Genomic DNA, 21,774 nt, shown 5'->3' with positions numbered 1-21,774 from the left:
TTGCCCGTGGATTATTTTCCAATGAAGCAGGTCTCGGTAGTGCCCCTATTGTTGCATCTGCTGCCAAAACAAAACATCCTGTTCATCAAGCTCTTGTTTCCGCCACAGGCACATTTTGGGACACTGTCGTAATTTGTTTTCTCACAGGTCTTGTTTTAGTCTCTTCTGGAGCATGGATGCAATCCTCTTCACCTGTGGAAATTGTAAGATATGCATGAAACAGTTTTTCATCAGTAGGTAATATTGCCCTATCTATCGCTTTAATCACTTTTGTGTATTCAACAATATTAGGCTGGTCTTACTATGGAGAAAAGGCGTGGGAATATTTATTCAAAGAGAAAAGTATTGTAATTTATAGGATACTATGGGTTTTGGGAGTTTTTGTGGGAGCCAATCTTAAATTAAATATGGTTTGGACATTAGCGGACACTGCTAACGCATTTATGGCGGTACCTAACCTTCTCTCCCTTGTTATCCTTACCCCTATTATAGTAAAAGAAACTTCTGACTTCTTTTTAAATAAAGATTAGCGACTATGCTTTAATCAACCTTTTTTCAAAGAATATCTGCCAATAATTCAACTTTATCATCTGGATTGATACAAAATACAGCATTTTTCCCTTGTTTTTTTGCTTCATATAAGGCTCTATCCGCAAGAGATATTAATTCTCCGGCTGTCATTCCAATTTTGAACTGTGCAATTCCGATACTCAGTGAAGTCCCATAGGTTTCCATTTTTGCAAACTGTATCTGAATCCGTTCTGCTACTTTTACACTAATTGATGATTCGGTTCCACACAAAATAACAGCGAATTCGTCACCACCGAAACGAAATCCCGAATCACTGCCACGAATACACCTCGCAATAATTTTTCCTAAATTACTGAGTACCTGATCTCCTACTGTATGTCCATAAGTATCATTACATTTCTTAAAATTATCTACATCAATCATAAGGAGGGCATAATTTGTATATGTTTCTTCTGCATTTTTTATAGCCCACTCTATTTGCATTTCAAATGACCTTTTATTGAATAAGTCCGTTAATTCATCCTTTTGTGCCACCTCGATTATATCCTCTTCCATCCTTTTTCACTCCGTTACATCTTTTAAAATAAGGAAAACATTATCATCAATATCTGTAATAACACGGGCACCAGAAATATCACAATGGATTATTGTCTTATCTCTTTTTATTACCTGCACATCAGATAGTGTTCCTGTCCCCTCCACAAGAAAGACCTCATACCATTTATTAAACCGTGAATTTTCTGTGTCCGATAATATTTTGCAAAAATGTTCTCCTTCTAATTCTCCGATTTTGTATCCCAATAAATTCGTTATCGCACTATTCGTTTCCCTAATAACACCATTGGCAGGATTAACAATTACAATACCATCTGCATATAAATTAAATAGTCCTCTATATCTTCTCTCTGCGGAACGACAGGATTGAATGAAATGAATTTCGCGAAGGACTCGGTATAATTTTGCTTGTAATTCATCCTTTGAAAAAGGTTTTAACAATATATCGTGGGCTCCCTCTTTGAATACATCTAAAAAAGAAAAATCGTCTTTATATGCGGTCATTACAAGTATAGCCAGATCGGGTTGAATTTCTAATGATTTACGAATTAGTTCTAACCCAGAAATGCCCGGCATTATCATGTCTGTTATTAATACATCATAAGATTTTCCCATATATCCATTTTTTAATTCCGTTAATACAGAATCTCCATCGTAAACACACCTTATTGCACAACCCCAAATATTATTTATCACCTTTTCCAAAGTACTGGTTAAACTTTCCTGGTCATCTGCTATAAGAATACTCAAATTACTCAAATCAATTTGCTTATCTTTTGGATACATATCAGAGCCCTCAAATGAAAAAAACAAACATTTTTTATATTATTACGCCTCTTCCCTTAAAAAATCAAAATAAAATGGAGCGGGATACGGGTCTCGAACCCGCGACATCCAGCTTGGGAAGCTGGCACTCTACCAACTGAGTTAATCCCGCTCAATAGTATATTAATTATATTAAAATAGTATGTAAAATTCAAACATCAGTGGATATTAATTATTTATTCTTCCCACCGAGGTTGCACTCTAAAAAATCCAGAAATGTTTCCAATCTTTGCAAAAAATGTAATCTCTTTAGGTTTCTTTTCTTGTAGCATTTTCACAATTGTTTTAAACTCGTCAATAGACCTTGTAGGCCAATCTCCAATGGCTTGAATAATAAAACCTCTCGATAATCTTGCTACCTGAGCAGGGCTTCCGGACTTAACACGATACACCAAAACACCCTGAACAGTATCTTCTATACTTAATGCTATTCGTATGTCTGGTGTGATTTCACGAACAGTTAGCCCCACGGCTTCCCATTCAAATTCCTCTGCCTCAGATGACCTGCGAGGACGTGTTCCTAATACGGCTGTTAATGCCATAGGTTCCTTATTTCTAAGAATTTCTATTTTAACCGAATTTCCGGCACCAGCTTCTCTAACCAGTTTTGTAAATGAAGTAACATCACTATCGTATTTGGCTCGGATAGGAACACCGTTAAAGTTCTTAATAATATCCCCTATTTTCAAGCCACATTCTGACGCTGGAGATGGATTTACAATAGTAGCAACAATCAATCCGCCTTCTTTCGGCAATCCCCAATATTCTGCGAAATCATCTGTCAAAGGTTGAGTAATAACTCCTAACCATGCCTCCTGTTCGTCATCTTGAGATTGAACAGCAGGAGGATTTTGAATGTATTTTTTGAATAATGCATATTGATACAAAAGAGGGTGCCCACTTCTTGTATAAACTTCTCCCCCTTCTGCTTTACTTAAATCAAAACCCACGACACCAATAACCTTCCCCTGTTCATTCATTACGGGTGCACCTACAAATCCCAATCGAACATTTTCATCCAAACAATAAGTTAATCGTGGTTTTTCTAAAATAGCCCCTATATGAGCTGTAGTTATACATCGGACATAATCTACCGTTTCTCCCAATATTCCGACCATAGCAATTTCAGAACCTAGTTTAGGTAAATCTTCTACAAATTGTGCGAAGGGAAATTTCATATTTGTGTCATTATTAATTTTTAAAAACATAATGTTAAGGTCTTCTGGTTTTCTCAATTTCACCGCATTAAATTCTTTTTCTTCTCCTTTTATGTTTAACCTTACTCTAAAGTTAAAGGAAGAGACATTTTCTACTTCTACAAATCCCGGAACCATTACTAAACCATCGGCAGAAACCACCAAGCCAAGAGCATTCCCATCCTTTCGTGAAGTTTCTCCTGTAATCTGGTTTGTTACTTCAGAAGAGTATTGAACTAACGCAATAGAGGGAATTATCTGGTTATAAATGGTTTCTAACTGAGAAGGTGCAAACATTAATGATATATTTTGAATAAATAGAAGTGCTGATACTATAAAAGGGCTATTCATGGCTTGGGCTCCGTCCTTCATCCATCATTTTTATTTCGGGTTGGTTTTCTGAGGTATTTTTTATCAACACATATCGGGTAACAACACCCCGTTGAACAAAAAGCAAAACACGGGATTGTCCATTATCAATTGTCTGTTTATATATATTCATAAACTCTTCGAGGTTCTTCACAGATTTACCTTCTATTTCTAAAATAACATCTCCTGCTAACAATCCTGATATTTTTGCAACACTACCCTCCTGAACACCTGATATATAAATACCATTTTTATTAGGAATTCTTAATCTCTTCATCATTTCATTTGTAATATCCGAGGCGGTAAAACCCCATTCTGCAAATTCTATTTCTTGTCCTTTATAAGGAGAATATACATCGGGCACAACCTTTACTTTTTCCTCTTTATCTCCCCGTATAATTGTAAGTTCTACTTCTTTTCCTACCTCTAAATTCGCTAATTTTTTTCTTACTAAGGGTAGGTCTTCTTGAAATCTTGCATGAACAGGTTCTCCATTGACTTCCGTTAAAATATCACCTGAGCGTATTCCAACCTTATATGCCGGTGAATCTATTTCTACATCGGCTACAACGACTCCATGTTTATTGGTATCCTCTGTTATAGCTTTCATTTCTTGCAAGTTTAGTCCTAACCAACTTCTATTTACTTTTTTGTTTTTAATAATATCTTCCACCACTTCTCTGGCTATATTAATGGGTATCGCAAACCCTACATTTTCGGCTCCTAATAACATCCGTGAATTAATCCCAATTACTTCTCCTTTTAAATTTACCAGAGGACCGCCACTATTTCCTTGATTGATTGCTGCATCCGTTTGTATAAAGTTATTAAATACGGAGATAACACCTCGCTGGTCTTCTAAATAACGGTCTGTCATACTCACAATTCCCATAGATACAGAGCGAGCAAGTCCATGGGGACTACCCATAGCGAGGACAATTTCTCCAGTTTGCACTACATCTGAATTACCCATAGATACAAAAGCATATTTTTCTTGTGGAGGAAGTTTTAAGACTGCAATATCCGTAAATGGGTCTGTTCCTATCACTTCTGCTTCTATTTCTCGCTTATCACTCAAAATACATTTTACTTTTTTACTTTCACCTACAACATGCTCATTCGTTACTACATAGCCATCTTTCGATATAATAAAACCACTTCCAATAACTATTACTTCTTCTTTCTTTCCTAATGTGTAAACAGGCTTAACAGGATTTAAATGAACTAATGCAGGAACAACTTTTGCCTTCGCTTTTAATATCTCTGACTGTAAAACACCTCCATTAGAAAGTGTGGCACAGCCTGATATAGAAAGTATACATAACAGAACGAAAGAAAAAGGCAAATAAATTGTTTTAAAGACTTTTATATCTTTCATAATTCTTTCCTATAATTGAATGTATAAACACTATATTATATAAAACTCTTCACTTATTTTTAACGATTAAGTACTTAAAGAGTAACTAATGAATCGAGATTATTTAATCATTGTATCGGGATTGCCTCGTTCGGGGACATCTTTACTTATGCAAATGTTAGAGATTGGAGGGATTCCTATCCTTAAAGACTCCGAACGGTTACCTGATGAACATAACCCCTATGGATATTTTGAATACCAACTCGTTAACAACTTAAATGTAACATCAAATATATCATACCTTCAGAAGTATAAGGGCTATGCTATAAAAATTGTTTCGCCTATTTTGGCAAAAATATCCATTTCCTTCCCCGCAAGAGTTATTTTTCTTAAAAGACCTTTGCCTGAAGTTATTCTTTCTCAACAAAAAATGGCACGAAAAAGAAGTGATAATCAATTTACATTTATTGATACAAACCGTTTATTAATTATTTTTGAAAAACATATTCAACAAACGATAAATTCTCTGGCTCAAAATCCAAATCTGAAAGTGCTGGAAGTAAATTTTCCTGAAATTTTTTCTAACCCAAAATATATTATAGATTCCGTAAATACTTTTCTCGATGGGGGTCTTGACATTAATAAGATGTATACCTCTATAAAACCTGAACTTTACCGCAATAGGATAGAGAAATAAATTAGAGGAGGTCTGTTTTTGTCATGTTATGTCGTTCAATACAAAGATGGAGTATCATTAAATCGGACGAACGAAGCCCTGGAATACGAGAAGCTTGTCCTAAATTTGCTGGTCTTACTTCCTTGAGGCGTTGTTTACTTTCTCGGGGAAGCCCTTCAATAGTATCATAATCGAGATTAGCTGGAATAGGGATATTTTCGGAGCGTTTAAATTTTTCGACCATTTTCTCTTCTCGTTCAAAATATCCATGATACTTAATTAAAATCTCAGCAAGTTCTACCACTTCTTTAGAAATAGGTTTTTCTCTGGGAATAAAACGGTAAAAATCCTGAATAGAAACTTTGGGTCTTCTAATTAATACGGCTCCAGTAGTTGGATGATTTAAAGGAGGTTCTCCTAAGGAAGTTAGCCATTCGTTAATTTGCTGGTTGGGAAGGATAATAAGTTTTTCTAATCGCTCTACTTCATTTTTTGCTTCTTCTTGTTTTTTTCTCGCTTTTTCTATAATTGTATCATTTGCAAACCCATAATGAGCAAGGCGAATATCTGCATTATCATGTCGTAAATGTAGTCGGTATTCTGCCCGTGAAGTAAACAAACGATACGGTTCTTTCACTCCGCGAGTAACAATATCATCAACCATAACACCAATATACGCTTCATGTCTTCCAATAATAAGAGGTTCTTTCCCTTCTATATAACGAACTGCGTTTAATAGAGCATAAATACCTTGTCCCGCTGCTTCTTCATACCCCGAAGTTCCATTAATCTGTCCCGCATGGAATAATCCTTGAACTAATTTTGTCTCCAAATTTAGTTTAAGTTGTGTAGGTGGGACAAAATCATATTCTACCGCATATCCAGGGCGAATAATCTCAGCTTCTTCTAATCCTTTTATAGAATGCAACATGGCTAATTGGACATCTTCGGGTAAACTTGTAGATAAGCCATTAACATATACTTCTACCGTATTTATCCCTTCCGGTTCTAAAAAGATATGATGACTGGTCTTGTCTGGGAATTTTACTACTTTATCCTCGATACTGGGACAATATCGAGGTCCTATACCCGAGATTCTTCCGGAATATAAGGGTGAACGGTCTAAACTTTGACGAATAATCTCATGGGTTTTTTCATTTGTATAAGTAATCCAGCATGATATTTTATTAGGATTAAAACCTTCAATAGGAGTTGAAAAGGAAAATGGGCGGGGGTCTTCATCTCCTTTCTGTTCTTCTAATCCATCAAAGCATATACTCCTTTTATGTATTCGGGCACAGGTCCCTGTTTTTAATCTTTCTACAGTAAAACCTAATTTGCGGTAACAATCACTCAAATAAGAAGCAGAAGGGTCTCCTGCCCTTCCTCCTATAACAGATTGCATTCCAAAATGGAGCAACCCCGATAAAAAGGTTCCCGTGCATACAATAACAGCCTTACCTGTAATTTCTTCTCCTGTCGTTAACTTAACTCCATACACTTTGTTTTTATGGACACAAATTTCTGCGACTTCTCCTTGTTTTAAATACAAATTTTCCTGTAATTCACATACTCTTTTCATATCCCATTGATATAGAAATCGGTCTGCCTGTGCTCGGGGTGAATGAACAGCAGGACCTTTGGAGCGATTTAACATCTTAAATTGGATACCTGTTCTATCTGTGCATCGCCCCATTTCTCCACCCAATGCATCTATTTCTCTGACCAGTTGTCCCTTTGCTACTCCTCCTATAGCAGGATTACAAGACATTTTTCCGATATTGTCTATTTGAAGCGTTATCAATATCGTTCTATATCCTAAACGGGCTCCTCCTAATGCAGATTCAATCCCTGCATGTCCTCCCCCTACTATAATAATGTCAAAATCTCGAGTATTCATACTTGCCTATATTGTCATCATATTGTTTTTTTGAAATGTATTAATAATATAAGAAATTGGGTTCTTTAGTTAAAATTAGTATAATTCCTTTAATAGTAAACCTCAACAAATTTAACCGAAGGGAAAGGTTTTAGAATATGTTCCCATATAATCATTTTAAATTACTTATAGTAAATGGTGCAATTGTTCTCTTTTTTTTGTGTTCTTTATCTGTCTTTGGGGATATGAGAAACCCTGATTTGTATGCAAACCCCGATGAAATAACAATCCATGATTTAAATCAAGAATCTATTGTTAAGATATTTTATAAAAATCAACTTCTAAAAAAAGAACATATTAAAAATTGGTCATTTTTAGCGGGAGAGAATAAATATAATCACATGATTCATTTACAAGTATTAGACGATAAAATAATTATCACTCCTGCATTGCTTGAAACAGGGACTTACGATTTGGTAATTGAAACAACCTTTGGGAAGTGTCTTATTGCTGTTTATGCTCCTTTGGACAAACTCCCTGATACATTAGAAAATCGTGCTCAAAAGGAAGGTATCTCTGTGGAGGAATTAAAGAAACGATTAGGGCTTGTTTCTCCAGTTCATAAGATAGATATTCATTTAGAAGTTCCTCCTTTACATTATGAAGGACAAACTCTGGAAATTAATCTCGAAAGAAGTCCTGACCTTCTTTATGTATGGCGGGTAAACAATCAAGTGATTAAACAAGGAGAAGGAGAATCTTCATTTGTTTTTACATTTCCAGAACCCGGCAATTATACCATTGAAGTTGAAGAAAAAGATGCCGATATTTTGTTAGGCAAGGCTACTGCCCAAACTAAGGTAGTATCTTATAACCCTATTCCTTTCCAGGTTAAAATGAAACAACCTCTCAAATTAACTGCTGTGGAGGGATACTCGTCTTATATATGGAAAGTAGATGGGGTTGTTCAAAAAGAAAGTAAAAACACGATAACACTTAAATTCAATGCAGAGAAAAAATATATTGTTGAATGTATTGCCAAAGGACCTAAAGACGGCAATCCTCAATCCTTTTTCAGAACTATTTATGAAGTAACCGTATCACGATAATATTTATTAAGAAAAATTTATGGAGTGACACTAACAATAGTAATATCGGGTTCTTGCTTTCCTCGCTGATAACGAATCATAATAGGTTTTCCCGTATTAACAAGGTTCGGCAAAATAGCCAGTAAATCTTTTACACTACTAACCGTTTTTCGTTGAATCTCTAAAATAATATCGCCGGGGAATAGTCCTGCTTCTTCTGCAGGGCTTCCTGTTTCAACATTTTCTATCAAAACTCCTTTGGTATCGGGAGCAAGGTCTAATTTTTCCCTATTCTGACTATCTAAATCTATAAAAGTCATACCTAAAAACGAAACGTTTTCCTGCGTTTTTTGTGCAACCTGGAAGTTTCTCTCTCCTAATACAATTGGCAATGATATTTTGTTTTCATCTCTCCATATTTCTAAAATTACAGAGGTTCCAGGTGTATAAGATGACACTGTATTTACTAAATCCTGAGCACTCTGAATTTCATGTTCATTCACTTTCAATATAACATCATAAATTTTAATTCCTGCCTTTTCTGCGGGTGTCCCTTCCTGAACTCTTTTTACAAATGCTCCGTAACTGTTCGGCAGATTCAGTGCTTCACCATAGCGTTCCACATCTGTAACGGCAACACCTAAATAACCTCTTATAACTTTACCGCCTTGTATCAATTGAGGAATTACCTGTTTTGCCGTATTTATAGGAATTGCAAAACCAATTCTATTAGCACCTAACATTAGAGCAACATTTATCCCTATTACTTCACCTCTAATATTTGTTAAAGGACCTCCACTATTTCCGAGATTAATTCCTGCATCGGTCTGGATTAAATGTTGGAATGTAAGCCCCTGTAATTGCAATTCTCTAAGATTTTCCCTACCTAAGGCGCTGATATGACCAAAAGAAACTGAACCCTCCAATCCACGGGCACTCCCGATTGCAGCAACAAATTGTCCCACTTTTAACTGGTCGGAATCTCCTAACACAACAGGTATAAGTTCCTCTTCTGGTTCTATCTTAATAACAGCAAGGTCTGATTCAGAATCGGCACCAATTACTTTTGCAGGGTATTTCTTCCCGGATACAGTTTTTACTGTAATTTTATCAGCATCTTCTATTACATGATTATTGGTAATAATATATCCGTCTTTGGAATAAACAAAGCCTGAACCTGTCCCTGTAACTTTTTGTTTTTGTTCTTTTTGAGGAAGTGATGGAGTTCCTTTCTCTTCTGGAACGGGTAATCCAAATTGTTTAAACAATTCCTCGCGATTTACAGGAACTGCACTAATCTGTGATTCTCGTTCAATATTTACTACGGAACATCCCACTTTCTCATGTATTTCAATAAATCTCTTTTCAACTTCCTCGAGAATATCGGGATAGGATATTCGGGTAATCATTATAGTAACTGTTGCAATCAATAGAATTTTTGTAAACTTATCCTTTTTGTTCTTCATCGTTTTGCTCCTGTTGAATGTTTTGTGCGTCAATAGATTCTAACAATCCGGCACGGATAGCGGACTGTAATATTCTATGTGTTATTTTATTATCGCGAAATTGGACATAAAAAGAATCGCGAACCCGATAAGCCCCTGTATTAATTCTTGCTTTATATATATTTAATCCCATAACAAAAAGAGCAGAGGCTATATCATATAACAAACCGGTTCGGTCTCCTGTTTCTATATCAATAACAGTATGTTTACTGGAAGAATCATTATCAAAACGGATATATGTCTGCACAGGGGCAAGGGATTTTTTGAGTGCAAATAATTTTTTCTTTGTCTTGTCAACAAAGACCTGCACATCTTTACCATCCAGAATAACAGTTCGAAGTGTCTTTTCTAATGTTATAATTTGCCCTTCAGTAAGAGGTCTCCTTTGAGGTGCATCCCGAACAAGAAAATAGTCTACGACCCATCCATCTTCTCGAGTATATAGAGAAGCGTTGTATATATCAATAAGTTGTGAAGCAAAACATCCTGCAATTTGGGCAAATAACCCCTGTTTATCCCGTGTAGCAACAACGAAATGACTCATTCCTATAGATTCATTTGACCAACATCGGACGGCTAATCCTTTTTCCATTGCTTCTTCTAAGCAATCTAAATGTATAATAATATCATCAGGGGTAAATGCATCCAGATAGCCAGAACCCATTGAATTCAAATGATATTCTAATTCGGAACGATTTCTCTGGGGTACCTTTTCATGTATCTGTCTGATTTTCTCTGCAACTGCTTCTTCTAAAGTCAAATCTTTTGAAAATTCTTTTTTCAGCATTCGTAATGTCTTAAAATACAAGTTAATTAATAATGAACCTTTCCATTCATTCCATACATTAGGTCCGACAGCGAACAAATCCGCATAACTCATAATCAAAAGTTCGTTAAGAAACTTTTCTGTTTTTACCTCCGATGCAAATGCCTGAACCACATCTATATCGTCAATATCTCTATACAACGCCACATTAACCATAAGTTGGTGATTTTTTACAAGAAAGGATATATGTTCCGAATCTTCATCGGATAGACTTAATCTATCACAAATTGTCCTTGCTATATGAACCCCTGCTTCTAAATGTCTCTCCCCTTCTACCTTACCGAGGTCATGTAGAAGAATAGACAGAACAAGAAATTGAGGTTCTTCAATTTCCTTCAATACTTTTCTAAATATTTCCCCAATAGAGCCGGATAATCGAGGGATATTTTCTAACGACTCCATTGCCCTTAAAATATGTTCATTTACAGGATAACTATGGAAATCTTTATAACGAACAATTCCTTGAATAGCACCAAATTCGGGCATATATTTAGACAGAACACCTAACTTTTCCATTTCTCGGAATGTAAATCCCGCAGAAAATGGTCTTCCACATATAGATAATAAGTATTTACTGACTACTTCATTATTTCGAAAACTATCATTAATTAAATGTAAATTTTGTTGTATCCAATGTTGAATAGAATAACCTATGGGAACTTTTCTACGCGATACTTCCCAAAACAATTCCATAATACGAACAGGATTTTCTACAAACCAGTTGGCATCATCTATCCTCGGGGTTAAATAGCCGTTATACAACATATAATTCGATTTATCATCAACACTCGAGGAGGGAATTTCAAGAGTTGTCTTAGGAAAATTCTTTTGTTCTGCTTTACGGGCAATATATTCAAACAATAAGCGTATTCTCATTGCCGATGAATAAAAATCTTCCATAAATCGTTCAATAGCATCATCAGCAGCATCTCCATAATTAAGAAATTGAGAGAGATGATATTGCATTTCAATATTTAACAAATCCCAACATCTTTTTTTTGTAAAATGAAGTTCATTGCGTATTTTCCACAGGAAATCAAGGCTCTCCACTAAGGAAAGATATGTATTATTTTCGATATAACCACTCTTTTCTATGTCTTTAAGGTCTGAACCCCAATTATTTTCCAATCCCAAAATCCATAATATCGCATGATAATCTCTCAATCCACCTGCATTTTCTTTAATATCGGGTTCATGGGAAAATAAATCTTTCCCTGATTGTGCAAAGGCTGTGCCGAGACGCTGAAAAATAATATCATATACTTTTGCTTTAGCACTTTGAGATATTCCTTTTAGACCTTCTTTAAGTTGCTCGGGCAACCGATTCTGCCCCGTAATATTTCGAATATGTAAATAAGAAGTATAGGTTTTGGGGTCCTCTTCTATAAGTTGAATGGCTTCAGGGACTGTATAAATAGCAATACTCACATGCAACCCCAAATCCCATAACATGGTTGTAAAACTTTGTATTAAAGGTTCTAATGTGGAATTATCTATCTCTATTTCATGTAAAAAACACAAATCACAATCGGAATGAGGCGACAATTCTTTACGACCATATCCTCCTAAGGCACAAAGGGAAATATTGTCAAATATTTTTTTATTTATATTACATTCATATAATGCATATAACAGAACCCCTTCGATGAGAATATCAGCACTTTCACTCAATTGTTTCAGAATTTGCCTACCTGAATATCCCTGTCTATGGTTCTGGCGAATTTCTTCCCAACTTTGTCTGTAATATCTTTTGGCAGAGGATAAAAACTCAACAGAGGAAACCCTATCCTGTGGAGATAAAGATATGCTTTGTAATAATTCAATAAAGTTTTTCAAGATGATACTTTCTCTTCAATATTCGTTTTATTTTCAACGCTACGATAAGGAGGTTTCCAGATAAAAATTGTATCATTTTTTATCCAACCTCTTTCATTATCTACCGTCGAAATCAGTATCCATGTATCTTCTTCTCGCTCTACACGAACACGGTCGCCTTCAAAAAGTTCAAATCGAGAGGGACTATTTTCAGATGGGGTTATGCGAACAGGACATTCCGAAACAATTACAACTCCTAAAGGCACCGAATTCATTTTTACTATGGCAGAAAGGAAAAATATAACCCCTACTGTGATTAAGAAGATTCCTATGACAAACATCCCTTTTCTATATCTTTCTTTCATCCACATAAGACAGCCGATTACTGTCCATCCCGTAAACCAGAATAAAAGACTTATTGTCCATGTCCATTTTATATGTATTCCATAATGCCATATAAATAAATATTTCATCCATAAAGGTTCCTCTGGAATTGCCAAATTTCTTTTTATTTCATTCAACACTTTATTTAAATTATCCCTTGCAGGTTTGAAAGAAGGATTTAAATCAAGAGAGCGTTCATAATTTGCAATTGCCAATCCTTTCTTTCCCAAATGATAATAGGCGTTCCCTAAATTATAAAAAAGAATTGGATTTGCTATTCCTGATTTAATTAAATTTTCATATTTCTGTATGGCGGTTTCAAAATCTTTTTTATAATAAGCATCGTTTCCTTCTCTAAAAGACTGATTATATATATTCCCCGTCAAACTCATTAATAAAGTTATACACAATATGCCAATGTTCATATATTTATCCCAAAACCTTCTTTAACTCTTCTATTAATAAATTAAAACCTTCTTCTAATCCTTTGTTTTCTTCCATAGAAATAGAGGACCCACTGTATCGTATCCGTTCACAGGTTTTTATTAGTTTTACAGTTTTGTATATAAGTTCATTATCTATTCCCTGACTTCTCATAATATTTTCAATGTCATCTGATGTTAGTCCAGAGACATTTAAAGCCCCTGTGGCATCACCAATATATTGTTTCAAGGATTGTTCAACTGCAGCAGGAATGCTTGACCCTGTTTTTAATTCATTAAACTTTTCTATTGCGTTTGTATAGGCAGATATTTTACGAAGGTATATAGGATTTTTCCTTAAATACTCTTTTCTAAAACCTAATCCAATCGAAATCATAGAAATAAGTGGAGAAAAGACAAAAATAGCAATAATAATTCCCTTATAGTAAGAACCCTGAGGTTTTAATTGGACGCCTTCTGTTATTAAAGGAAGTAAATCGCCACTGGATAAATCAATGCTACGGGTCTCCATTCGTGGAGTTCCTCCCGCAGTAATTACATTATTTACTTCACTTGCTTCCCCGATAACCTTTAATTTAAAGGAATTTGTTCGAAGTGTATTGTATTGTCCAATTTGAGAATTGAAGTAATTATATTCTATTGTGGGTATTTCATAATCTCCTGGTTTTAAGGGCGTTATTGAAAAACGAATTGTTTTCTCCACATTATCCCATGTGTCGGTATTTCCACTTATAATTTCCGCATCAGAGACATAAGCCCAATCGAGAACTGGTTTTGATGGGGCTCTTATAAAATCAGGATTTCCAGAACCTCGTATTGTCATTGTTAAATAAATGGGAGTTCCTATATTTACTTCTGTCTGTGAAAGATTAGAGGTTAGAGTATATTTACCAATCGCCCCATAAAAATTATTCGGAGCATCAGGAAGTGCTCGCACTTCCAGATTTAGAGCCTCTGAACTTTTATTTATCGAATATGTTTCAGGCCAACCCCAATTGTTGTAATATCTGATATAACAGTTATTCCATTCCCAGGGACTTACTGTTAGTGTCCCGACACTTTTGGGACAAATAGGGACCGATAGTTCTACAACACGATAAGTTTTTCCAGATTGGTCTTCTCTGCGAGTATTTTGTTGCACTTTGCCCATATAGAAATCATCCAATGCTGGCAAATCGGGAAGATTTCCTGTTGTTGTTTGTATAGATATATCAGGAGATTCAAGGATTTTCGCACGAAATATTAAAGTTAATATCTCTCCCTGAAATGCAATTCTTTTTGATAGTTCACTTTCAACAATTAGAGCCTGGTCAAATTGTGTTTGGTCTGTTTTTGTTCCTGGACTACCTGATTGTCTTCTTCTACCTTGTAAAATTCCTGATTGTCTTTGCGGAATAGAGGGACCTGGAGGAATTGCTTGTTGGGGCGATGGGTTTTTACTTACTTTAATTTTTGCTTCCGGCGAAACATATTTTTTTCCATCAATATCTGCCTGAACAAATATTTTCCATTCACCTTCTTGCTGAGCATAACCACGATAATGTCTCTCTTTTGTTGTAATAATATGAGACTGACCAAATCCTATCTCCATCTGGGTGCTCATCCCATTATAAAATGATTGTGGATTAATTTTTACTCCATCTTCAGATGTAATAACAGGCTCCCCGATATTTGTGCCCTGAATTGAAACAATTACATCAAAAGAATCTCCAATTCCTACTTCTGTTGGATTTATTTGAACCTGTATAGGGGAATCCTGAGAATAGGCACAGGGAATATGTCCAATAAGGAGAAAAAAAACAACCCAGAATAAGAATATCGTTTTAACTTTTATCCAAAATTCTTTTTTTTGTTTCTTCTGTCCTATTTTATATTTCATATCACCACCATTTTTCAGGCAACATAATTCTTTCGCGTTCATTCAACATTTCTTTTTGTTCTTTTTGGTCCATATCATCTAACGATTCTAATAATAACTCCATCTGGTGATTTTCTTTTTTATTTTCTTCTTTATTATTTTGTTCTTCCTGCTTTTTCTGTTCATCTTTATCCTGGTTATTTTGCTGATTTTCCTTTTGTTCTTGTTCTTTCTGTTGTTGTTCTTGATTCTGTTCACCACCCTTAGATTGATTTTCATCTTCGTTTTTCAGTGTGAATATTATTATATAATCACTGTTATCTAATTGTATCCCTTTATACACTAAGGGTTCCCCTAATTTTGCTTTTGCTATTGCTTTAATAGCATCTACTTTTTTATTTCCTTCTGTTACCTGGACACGGGTATCTAATGTATAAACTTCCGAAGAAGCAACTTCTTGAGGTAATACATAATAATCCAAACCTTGTCCTATCTTGTAATGTAACTCATTTTTATTATCCGTTGAAATAGGTTGTTTATCCTTAAAAACTACATTGTAATCATTTATTCCCAGTTTCTTTATAATAAACGACAAGGCTTCATCACCTTCCAATACTTCTGATTTGTCTTGTCCCTCTTCATCCGTATTCTTTGTATTTTTTTCGCCGGCTTTTATAGCATAAACTTCTGCAGTTATCTTTTTTTTCGTCCCATCATCTTCCCCTGGTCTTTTAAGTAATGGAGGAATGCTATCTTGAGCCATAATAGAACTGAAACTAAAACCAATGAAAAATATCCCACAGATAATTTTTATAAATCTATTTTTAATATATTCTTTTCTGTTTTGTTTTCTTATCATATTTAATTACTCTTCTTTTTTAACTCTACGACATTAGGTTGTTCCTCTAAAATACGAACTTCGGCATCAGGATAATCGGTCTTCGTTTCTACAAACATCGTTTTTAATTGTTGCTCTTTATCCGATTGAGAATCTTGTTTGTTTTCATCTTTTTTCTTATCTTTCTTTTGAATTAATTGTTTTAATTGAAAAAGGGCGTGTTCTAAATTTTTTTTTGCTTCTGGAAAATTTGATTTATTTTCTATTGCTTCTCGATAAGAACGGATTGCATTCCTATAATAGTTTATACATTCTTCAATAGATTGTGGATTTTCTTTTTGTGCGTTTGCTATCAACAAATTACAATTTCCTTTATTATACAAACCATCTGCTTTTTTTTCTGAGTTCTTTGCTAATTGAATTGCGGTATCAAAATAGTGTTCTGCTTCTTTTACAAGGTTTTTAGCATCATCTAACTGCTGTGAACCTACACTTTTTTCTGCCTGGTAATATTTTAAGCATCCAGCACCAAATACTACTTCAAAATTTTTTGGATTTTTTATAAGTAAGTCTTCATATTCTTTCCATGACTCTTCGAATTCCCCTTTTACAGTTTTCGCCCGAGATGTTTTCCAAACGCTTTTTATATCTTCCGCACTACTAAAAGAACCTAAAATAAAACTCGCTAATGCAATCAATACTATATTTTTATTAATTATTTGCAAATAATAATTCACCATACTTCTATATTTTCTCTAATTTTGTATCTGTTTTTTCTTTGAAGACAAAATTATCCATATCCCTGTTTCCCATATAAACAAAATACAAGCAATGGATAGAGGCCAACGGTAACGATTTACCTTCTGATACCTCAATGTGTCCGTCTGATAAAACATTCGTATTTTTTCCAATTCTCCCAATATCATATTTAAATCTGTATCGTCCATAGTAGTTCTTATATAAAAGCCTTTCCCTTTTAACGCTATTTCTTTCAGTTTCTTTTCATCTAAAACGGATTTATGTGTAAGGTTAATATTAGAAGTTTTAACATACCTTTTCATCCATTCTGGAAATTTGATTTCAGCCCCCTGAGGAGTTGCCATTCCAACAACGACTAAAAAGATATTCTCTCCGAGGGCTTCTGCTTTTTTCTCTGCATCTTCCGAGAGGTCTTCTCCATCACTTATAATTACAACTGCACGAGCGTATTTGTCCTCGTTACCCGATTTTTTTATATCTTCTTTAAATACCTTTTCCACTTCATTAAAGGCTTCTGAAATATCTGTTCCTTCTTTGCTCAACATGTCTGTATTTAGTGAACGGAGAATTGTCTTTACATAGCCATGGTCCAATGTTAATGGGCAAACCAATGCAGCCTCGCCTGCAAATGCAATAATACCAAATCGGTCGCCGGGACAACGGTCCATCAAAAGAAAGGCTTTTTGTCGGGCTCTTTCCAAACGATTGGGAGGTAAATCGTCTGCCAGCATACTCTCGGATGTATCAATTACTAATAATATATCTCTACTTAATTTTTGTGTTTTTTCCCAAGAAGCACCCCAATGAGGTTGTGCCAGAGTTAAAATGATAAAGAAAAAACCCATTATTACCGTGATAATGCTTACTTTCCGTAGCCAGGGTCTAAAACCTTGTATTAAACGCTCTGTTAATGAAATTTCGGCAAACTTTTGAATTCTTATATTGCGTTTCTTTTCCATCCAGAATAAAGATATTCCCATCAGTCCTATAACGATTAAAGTCATCAATATCCATATAGGGAGATATTTCCACGGAAACGCAAAATACATTTATTTATAAACTCCTTATTTCTTTAATCATGGCAATGGGTCCCATAAAATTCTTCGGGAATAAGTAGATGCTAACATTAATAACGCACCTATAATTACAAAAGGTAGAAAACTTTCTTTGTATTCGTAAAAATCACTTACATCCACCTCTGTAGCCTCTAACCGGCTTATTTCATCATACGCCTTCATAAGCCCTTCTGTATCGGTAGCACGGAAATATTTTCCTCCTGTTTCTTGTGCTATTTCCTGCAATAATGCTTCATCTATAGGTTGGTTTCTTATCATCTGTCCGGTGGTTGTAATAGAATAACCTGTTTCCGAAGTTCCTGCACCAATGGTATAAACTTTAATACCCTTCTCCTTTGCTAATTCTTTTGCTTCCTTAGGGGTAATCTCTCCCCGATTATTTATGCCATCTGTCAATAAGATAATTACTTTACTCTTGGCTTCACTTTGTAATAATCGGCGTACAGCAAGCCCTAATGCTGAACCTATAGCAGTTCCATCTTTCTCTTGTGGGGCAAAATCAGTCTTATTCAATGCTTGCAATAAAACTTCATAATCTAATGTTAGAGGACAGCGTGTCCATGCTACACCTGCGTACAGTATTAATCCAATGCGGTCTAATCCGAATCGGTCTTCTTTATTCTCTTTTCTGTGTTCAACAAAATGAATAGCCGATTTTTTAGCAACATACAAACGGTCTCTTGGCATCCCTCCTAACATATAATCCTGTTGACTCATACTACCGGAAATATCCAGACATAACATAATATCAATAACATTAGCCCGGTCTCTGTTTAATTTAACGCCATAAGTAGGACCTGCTAATGCAATGATAAAACAAATAAAAGCCAATAGAGACAATAAAGGTCCTATCCACCTCCGCCAATGAAGGGCATCAATCTCCCATCCAGACAACAATGAAGATGAAGAGAAAAGAATAGAAGAGGTATTTTTTTTTCTAATCTCAATTAAAAAAAGGATAAAGACAGGTATTAGTAATAAAAAGAAGTAAGGATATGTAAAAAAAATACCTTTATTTTGAAAATATGAAAGCATCACTGAGATATACTATCCTATTGATTTACATCTTTTTGTGTTTGTTCCTTTAATTTTGTCTCTTCAGCAAAATTCCATACCAGATTATATCCGTCTTCCATTTGTTCTATTGTTGGAACGAATTTGGCAAATTTCACCTTATCACAATGACTTAAAAAAGAATACAGCAATTTTTGTTGTTCGGGTGTTAGAACCTTTTCTTTCATAGTGGTCTCAATAAATTCCTGGGTAGTTTGTTCGGGGGCATGAATATTAAATCGGTCTTCAATATAATAACGAAGTATCCATGTTAATTGGACATAATAAGGTTCATATAAGCCCTGAGAAGGTAAATCTTTGTTTTTCAATTCCCTTAACCTTCGGAATACCTTTTCCCATGGTAATTCTATCTTTTCCTCCAAAGTTTGGCTCTTAATAAAATATTTCTTAAACAAATAAATGAAACCTGCAACCGCAATCAAAAGGGAAATAACTAACAAACTGCTTATGATGAGATTTCTATAATTATTCCCAATTTTTGGCTCAATAATTCCTGCGATATTCTGTAATTCTTCTTTTTCCTTATCGGTTGGTTCTCGCACTTCCAGAACAAATGCAGATGTTTTCCATTCCTTCCCCTCTTTATCTTTTACTACAGCCGGAGGTATTAAATATTTTCCTGCTTTTAAGGGATCCATAATAACCTTTTTAACACATCCTTGATTTTCACTACCTATTATCGGTTTTTCTGTAATTTCTATATCTTCAGACAAATTTTTCCATTCAGGGCAATTCTTATTTTCTATTGAATAATTTTGAATAATATATTCCGAAGAACGGAACCAGGGGATATGTGGATTATAAAGTTCTACACCTATATCCCCAACGGATACCGCAAAAAAACATATATTGATAAAAACATTCAAAACTGTCATAGTAACGATATATCTTTTGTTTCCTAAATCCTTCTTTAACGATTTGATTTCCGCTCACGAGCACGGAAAAAACGATACAACTCATCTATATAAGGTTTATCTGTGCGAATATCTAAAAACTCCGCACCAGATTGGAGTAAAAGTTTCTTTTTCCTTTCATATTCCATTTTGGCTTTAACCTCATATTTCTCACGGAATTTCGCATTGCTTGTATCAATAATTATTTCTTTTCCACTTTCGGCATCTGTAACTGTAATAAGACCTATATTGGGCAAAGATAATTCTCTTGGGTCTGTAATCATACAAGCGATAACATCATGTCTACGAGTAAGGACTTTTAGCGTTTTTTCATAATGCTCGTCATTAAAATCGGATAAAATAAATATTACAGACCTACGCTTTAATATTTGTGATAAAAATTCCAGAGATTTATTTATATTCGTCCCTTTATTTTTGGGTTCATGATATAAAACCTCACGAATAACCCTTAATCCATGTTTTCTTCCTTTCCTTGGAGGTAAAAATAATTCTACTTCATTGGTAAATACAATAAGACCTACCCTATCATTATTTTGAATAGCAGAAAAAGCAAGGACAGCACATACCTCCGCTGATAGTTCTAATTTAAATTGAGAGACAGAACCGAATTTTTGTGAACCACTTGCATCCACGACAAGCATAATGGTAAGTTCTCGCTCTTCTGTTAGCACCTTTACATGGGGGCTACCTGTTCGGGCGGTAACATTCCAATCAATATTACGGACATCATCACCGGGAACATATTCCCGCACTTCTTTAAATTCAACTCCCTGCCCACGGAAGACGCTTTCATATCTTCCTGCAAGAATATCGTTTACTAACTTCGTAGTCCGAATTTGAATTCTTCGGACTTTGGCTAACATTTCTGCAGTTAACATACTATCCATACACCTTTTTACGGGACAGGAACATGGTCAAGTATTTTTTGAATAATATCTTCACTTGTAATATTTTCGGCCTCTGCTTCATAAGAAACTTTAATACGATGGCGTAATATATCGGGGGCTATAGTTTTTATATCGTGTGGGAAGACATTTCCTTCTCCCTGTAAAAATGCCCATGCTCTTGCTGTTTGTTGCAAATATAAGGAAGCGCGCGGAGAGGCTCCATATTCGATAAGATGGTTTACTTTCAACCCAAATAATTCTGGATTTCTTGTTGTCTGAACAATATCAACTATATAGTTTTTAATTTTGTCATCTACATAGATTTGATTAACTACTTCTCTCATCTCCAAAACCTGTTGTTTTGAAAGTATTGTTGATACACTTGGCTGATGGAGTAAATCAATTCTTTCAAGAATGGTTTTTTCTTCATTTCTATTGGGATAGGTAACTTTTAGTTTAAGCATAAATCGGTCAACCTGTGCTTCGGGCAAAGGATAGGTACCTTCCTGTTCAATAGGATTTTGTGTAGCAAGAACCATAAAAGGCTCTTCTAATTTATAGGTGTTATCACCAATAGTAACCTGTCGCTCTTGCATTGCTTCTAATAAAGCACTTTGCACTTTCGCTGGAGCACGATTAATTTCATCCGCTAAAATAATATTGCCAAACACAGGCCCTTTTTTGGTGGTAAATTCACCTGTTTTGGGATTGTATACTAATGTCCCTATCAAATCTGCAGGTAATAAATCCGGGGTAAACTGTATACGATGAAAGGAACAGTCTAAAGTTTTGGCAAGAGTATTTACCGCAGTGGTTTTTGCAAGCCCGGGAACACCTTCCAAAAGAACATGCCCATTGGCTAAAAGTCCAACTAACATGCGACTTATCATATATTGTTGCCCAACAATAACTTTTCCTA

Annotated in this window: 18 protein-coding genes, 1 tRNA gene and 1 pseudogene; 3 read left to right on the top strand and 17 right to left on the bottom strand. The window is 35.0% G+C overall.

Annotated elements, in window-relative coordinates:
* Positions 1-47: 47 nt before the first annotated feature.
* Positions 48-530, top strand: a pseudogene (locus PLA12_10075) (alanine:cation symporter family protein).
* Between the two features lie 25 nt (positions 531-555).
* On the opposite strand, the gene PLA12_10070 reads toward PLA12_10075, so the two are convergent.
* The 5 genes from PLA12_10070 to PLA12_10050 all read right to left on the bottom strand — a co-directional run bounded on the left by PLA12_10070 (position 556) and on the right by PLA12_10050 (position 4,854).
* A complete protein-coding gene (locus PLA12_10070; GenBank protein ID HOQ32845.1) occupies positions 556-1,086 on the bottom strand; it encodes a GGDEF domain-containing protein in 531 nt (176 codons plus the stop codon).
* 6 nt (positions 1,087-1,092) lie between these two features.
* Positions 1,093-1,872, bottom strand: coding sequence for a response regulator (locus PLA12_10065; GenBank protein HOQ32844.1), 780 nt, complete (start codon positions 1,870-1,872; stop codon positions 1,093-1,095).
* 75 nt (positions 1,873-1,947) lie between these two features.
* Positions 1,948-2,023, bottom strand: a tRNA-Gly gene (locus PLA12_10060).
* 64 nt (positions 2,024-2,087) lie between these two features.
* Positions 2,088-3,458 carry a PDZ domain-containing protein gene (locus tag PLA12_10055; protein HOQ32843.1) on the bottom strand — a complete coding sequence of 457 codons (1,371 nt, stop codon included), beginning with the start codon at positions 3,456-3,458 and terminating at the stop codon, positions 2,088-2,090.
* Positions 3,451-4,854, bottom strand: a complete 1,404-nt coding sequence (locus tag PLA12_10050; protein ID HOQ32842.1) for a trypsin-like peptidase domain-containing protein — start codon at positions 4,852-4,854, stop codon at positions 3,451-3,453. The genes PLA12_10055 and PLA12_10050 overlap by 8 nt, the downstream gene beginning before the upstream one ends.
* An 88-nt stretch (positions 4,855-4,942) precedes the next feature.
* Here PLA12_10050 and PLA12_10045 point away from each other — a divergent pair, with 88 nt between their 5' ends.
* A complete protein-coding gene (locus PLA12_10045) occupies positions 4,943-5,530 on the top strand; it encodes a hypothetical protein (GenBank protein ID HOQ32841.1) in 588 nt (195 codons plus the stop codon).
* Between the two features lies 1 nt (position 5,531).
* On the opposite strand, the gene mnmG is transcribed toward PLA12_10045, so the two are convergent.
* Positions 5,532-7,409 (bottom strand): tRNA uridine-5-carboxymethylaminomethyl(34) synthesis enzyme MnmG, encoded by a 1,878-nt coding sequence (gene mnmG / locus PLA12_10040; GenBank protein HOQ32840.1) that lies wholly within the window; start codon positions 7,407-7,409, stop codon positions 5,532-5,534.
* 137 nt (positions 7,410-7,546) lie between these two features.
* On the opposite strand from mnmG, the gene PLA12_10035 reads away from it, so the two are divergent.
* Complete coding sequence (locus PLA12_10035) at positions 7,547-8,497, top strand: hypothetical protein (protein ID HOQ32839.1); 951 nt, start codon at positions 7,547-7,549, stop codon at positions 8,495-8,497.
* Positions 8,498-8,514: 17 nt separating this feature from the next.
* On the opposite strand, the gene PLA12_10030 is transcribed toward PLA12_10035, so the two are convergent.
* The 11 genes from PLA12_10030 to PLA12_09980 form a co-directional block, all read right to left on the bottom strand.
* A complete protein-coding gene (locus tag PLA12_10030; protein ID HOQ32838.1) occupies positions 8,515-9,942 on the bottom strand; it encodes a PDZ domain-containing protein in 1,428 nt (475 codons plus the stop codon).
* A complete protein-coding gene (gene glnD, locus PLA12_10025) occupies positions 9,923-12,643 on the bottom strand; it encodes a [protein-PII] uridylyltransferase (GenBank protein ID HOQ32837.1) in 2,721 nt (906 codons plus the stop codon). The genes PLA12_10030 and glnD overlap by 20 nt, the downstream gene beginning before the upstream one ends.
* Positions 12,640-13,431 (bottom strand): tetratricopeptide repeat protein, encoded by a 792-nt coding sequence (locus PLA12_10020; protein HOQ32836.1) that lies wholly within the window; start codon positions 13,429-13,431, stop codon positions 12,640-12,642. The genes glnD and PLA12_10020 overlap by 4 nt, the downstream gene beginning before the upstream one ends.
* Positions 13,432-13,435: 4 nt before the next feature.
* Positions 13,436-15,370: a BatD family protein gene (locus PLA12_10015; GenBank protein ID HOQ32835.1), complete on the bottom strand. Its 1,935-nt coding sequence runs from the start codon at positions 15,368-15,370 to the stop codon at positions 13,436-13,438.
* Entirely contained in the window at positions 15,330-16,166 is an 837-nt protein-coding gene (locus PLA12_10010) for a hypothetical protein (protein ID HOQ32834.1), read from the bottom strand. Before PLA12_10010 ends, PLA12_10015 begins: the two co-directional genes overlap by 41 nt.
* 2 nt (positions 16,167-16,168) lie before the next feature.
* Positions 16,169-16,870 carry a hypothetical protein gene (locus tag PLA12_10005; protein ID HOQ32833.1) on the bottom strand — a complete coding sequence of 234 codons (702 nt, stop codon included), beginning with the start codon at positions 16,868-16,870 and terminating at the stop codon, positions 16,169-16,171.
* A gap of 30 nt (positions 16,871-16,900) precedes the next feature.
* Positions 16,901-17,953, bottom strand: a complete 1,053-nt coding sequence (locus tag PLA12_10000) for a VWA domain-containing protein (GenBank protein ID HOQ32832.1) — start codon at positions 17,951-17,953, stop codon at positions 16,901-16,903.
* A 27-nt stretch (positions 17,954-17,980) separates the two neighbouring features.
* The gene (locus tag PLA12_09995) at positions 17,981-19,015 is read right to left on the bottom strand and encodes a VWA domain-containing protein (GenBank protein HOQ32831.1); all 1,035 of its coding nucleotides are present in this window, start codon (positions 19,013-19,015) and stop codon (positions 17,981-17,983) included.
* Positions 19,016-19,032: 17 nt separating this feature from the next.
* Positions 19,033-19,929 (bottom strand): hypothetical protein, encoded by an 897-nt coding sequence (locus PLA12_09990; protein HOQ32830.1) that lies wholly within the window; start codon positions 19,927-19,929, stop codon positions 19,033-19,035.
* A 35-nt stretch (positions 19,930-19,964) separates the two neighbouring features.
* A complete protein-coding gene (locus PLA12_09985) occupies positions 19,965-20,855 on the bottom strand; it encodes a DUF58 domain-containing protein (protein HOQ32829.1) in 891 nt (296 codons plus the stop codon).
* 8 nt (positions 20,856-20,863) lie between these two features.
* The coding region (locus PLA12_09980; protein HOQ32828.1) for a MoxR family ATPase at positions 20,864-21,774 on the bottom strand (911 nt) is incomplete at its 5' end.

This window comes from Candidatus Hydrogenedens sp., from assembly GCA_035378955.1.
In the GTDB taxonomy this organism is placed as follows: Bacteria; Hydrogenedentota; Hydrogenedentia; order Hydrogenedentales; family Hydrogenedentaceae; genus Hydrogenedens.
This window is presented reverse-complemented; position numbering and strand designations above follow the sequence as displayed.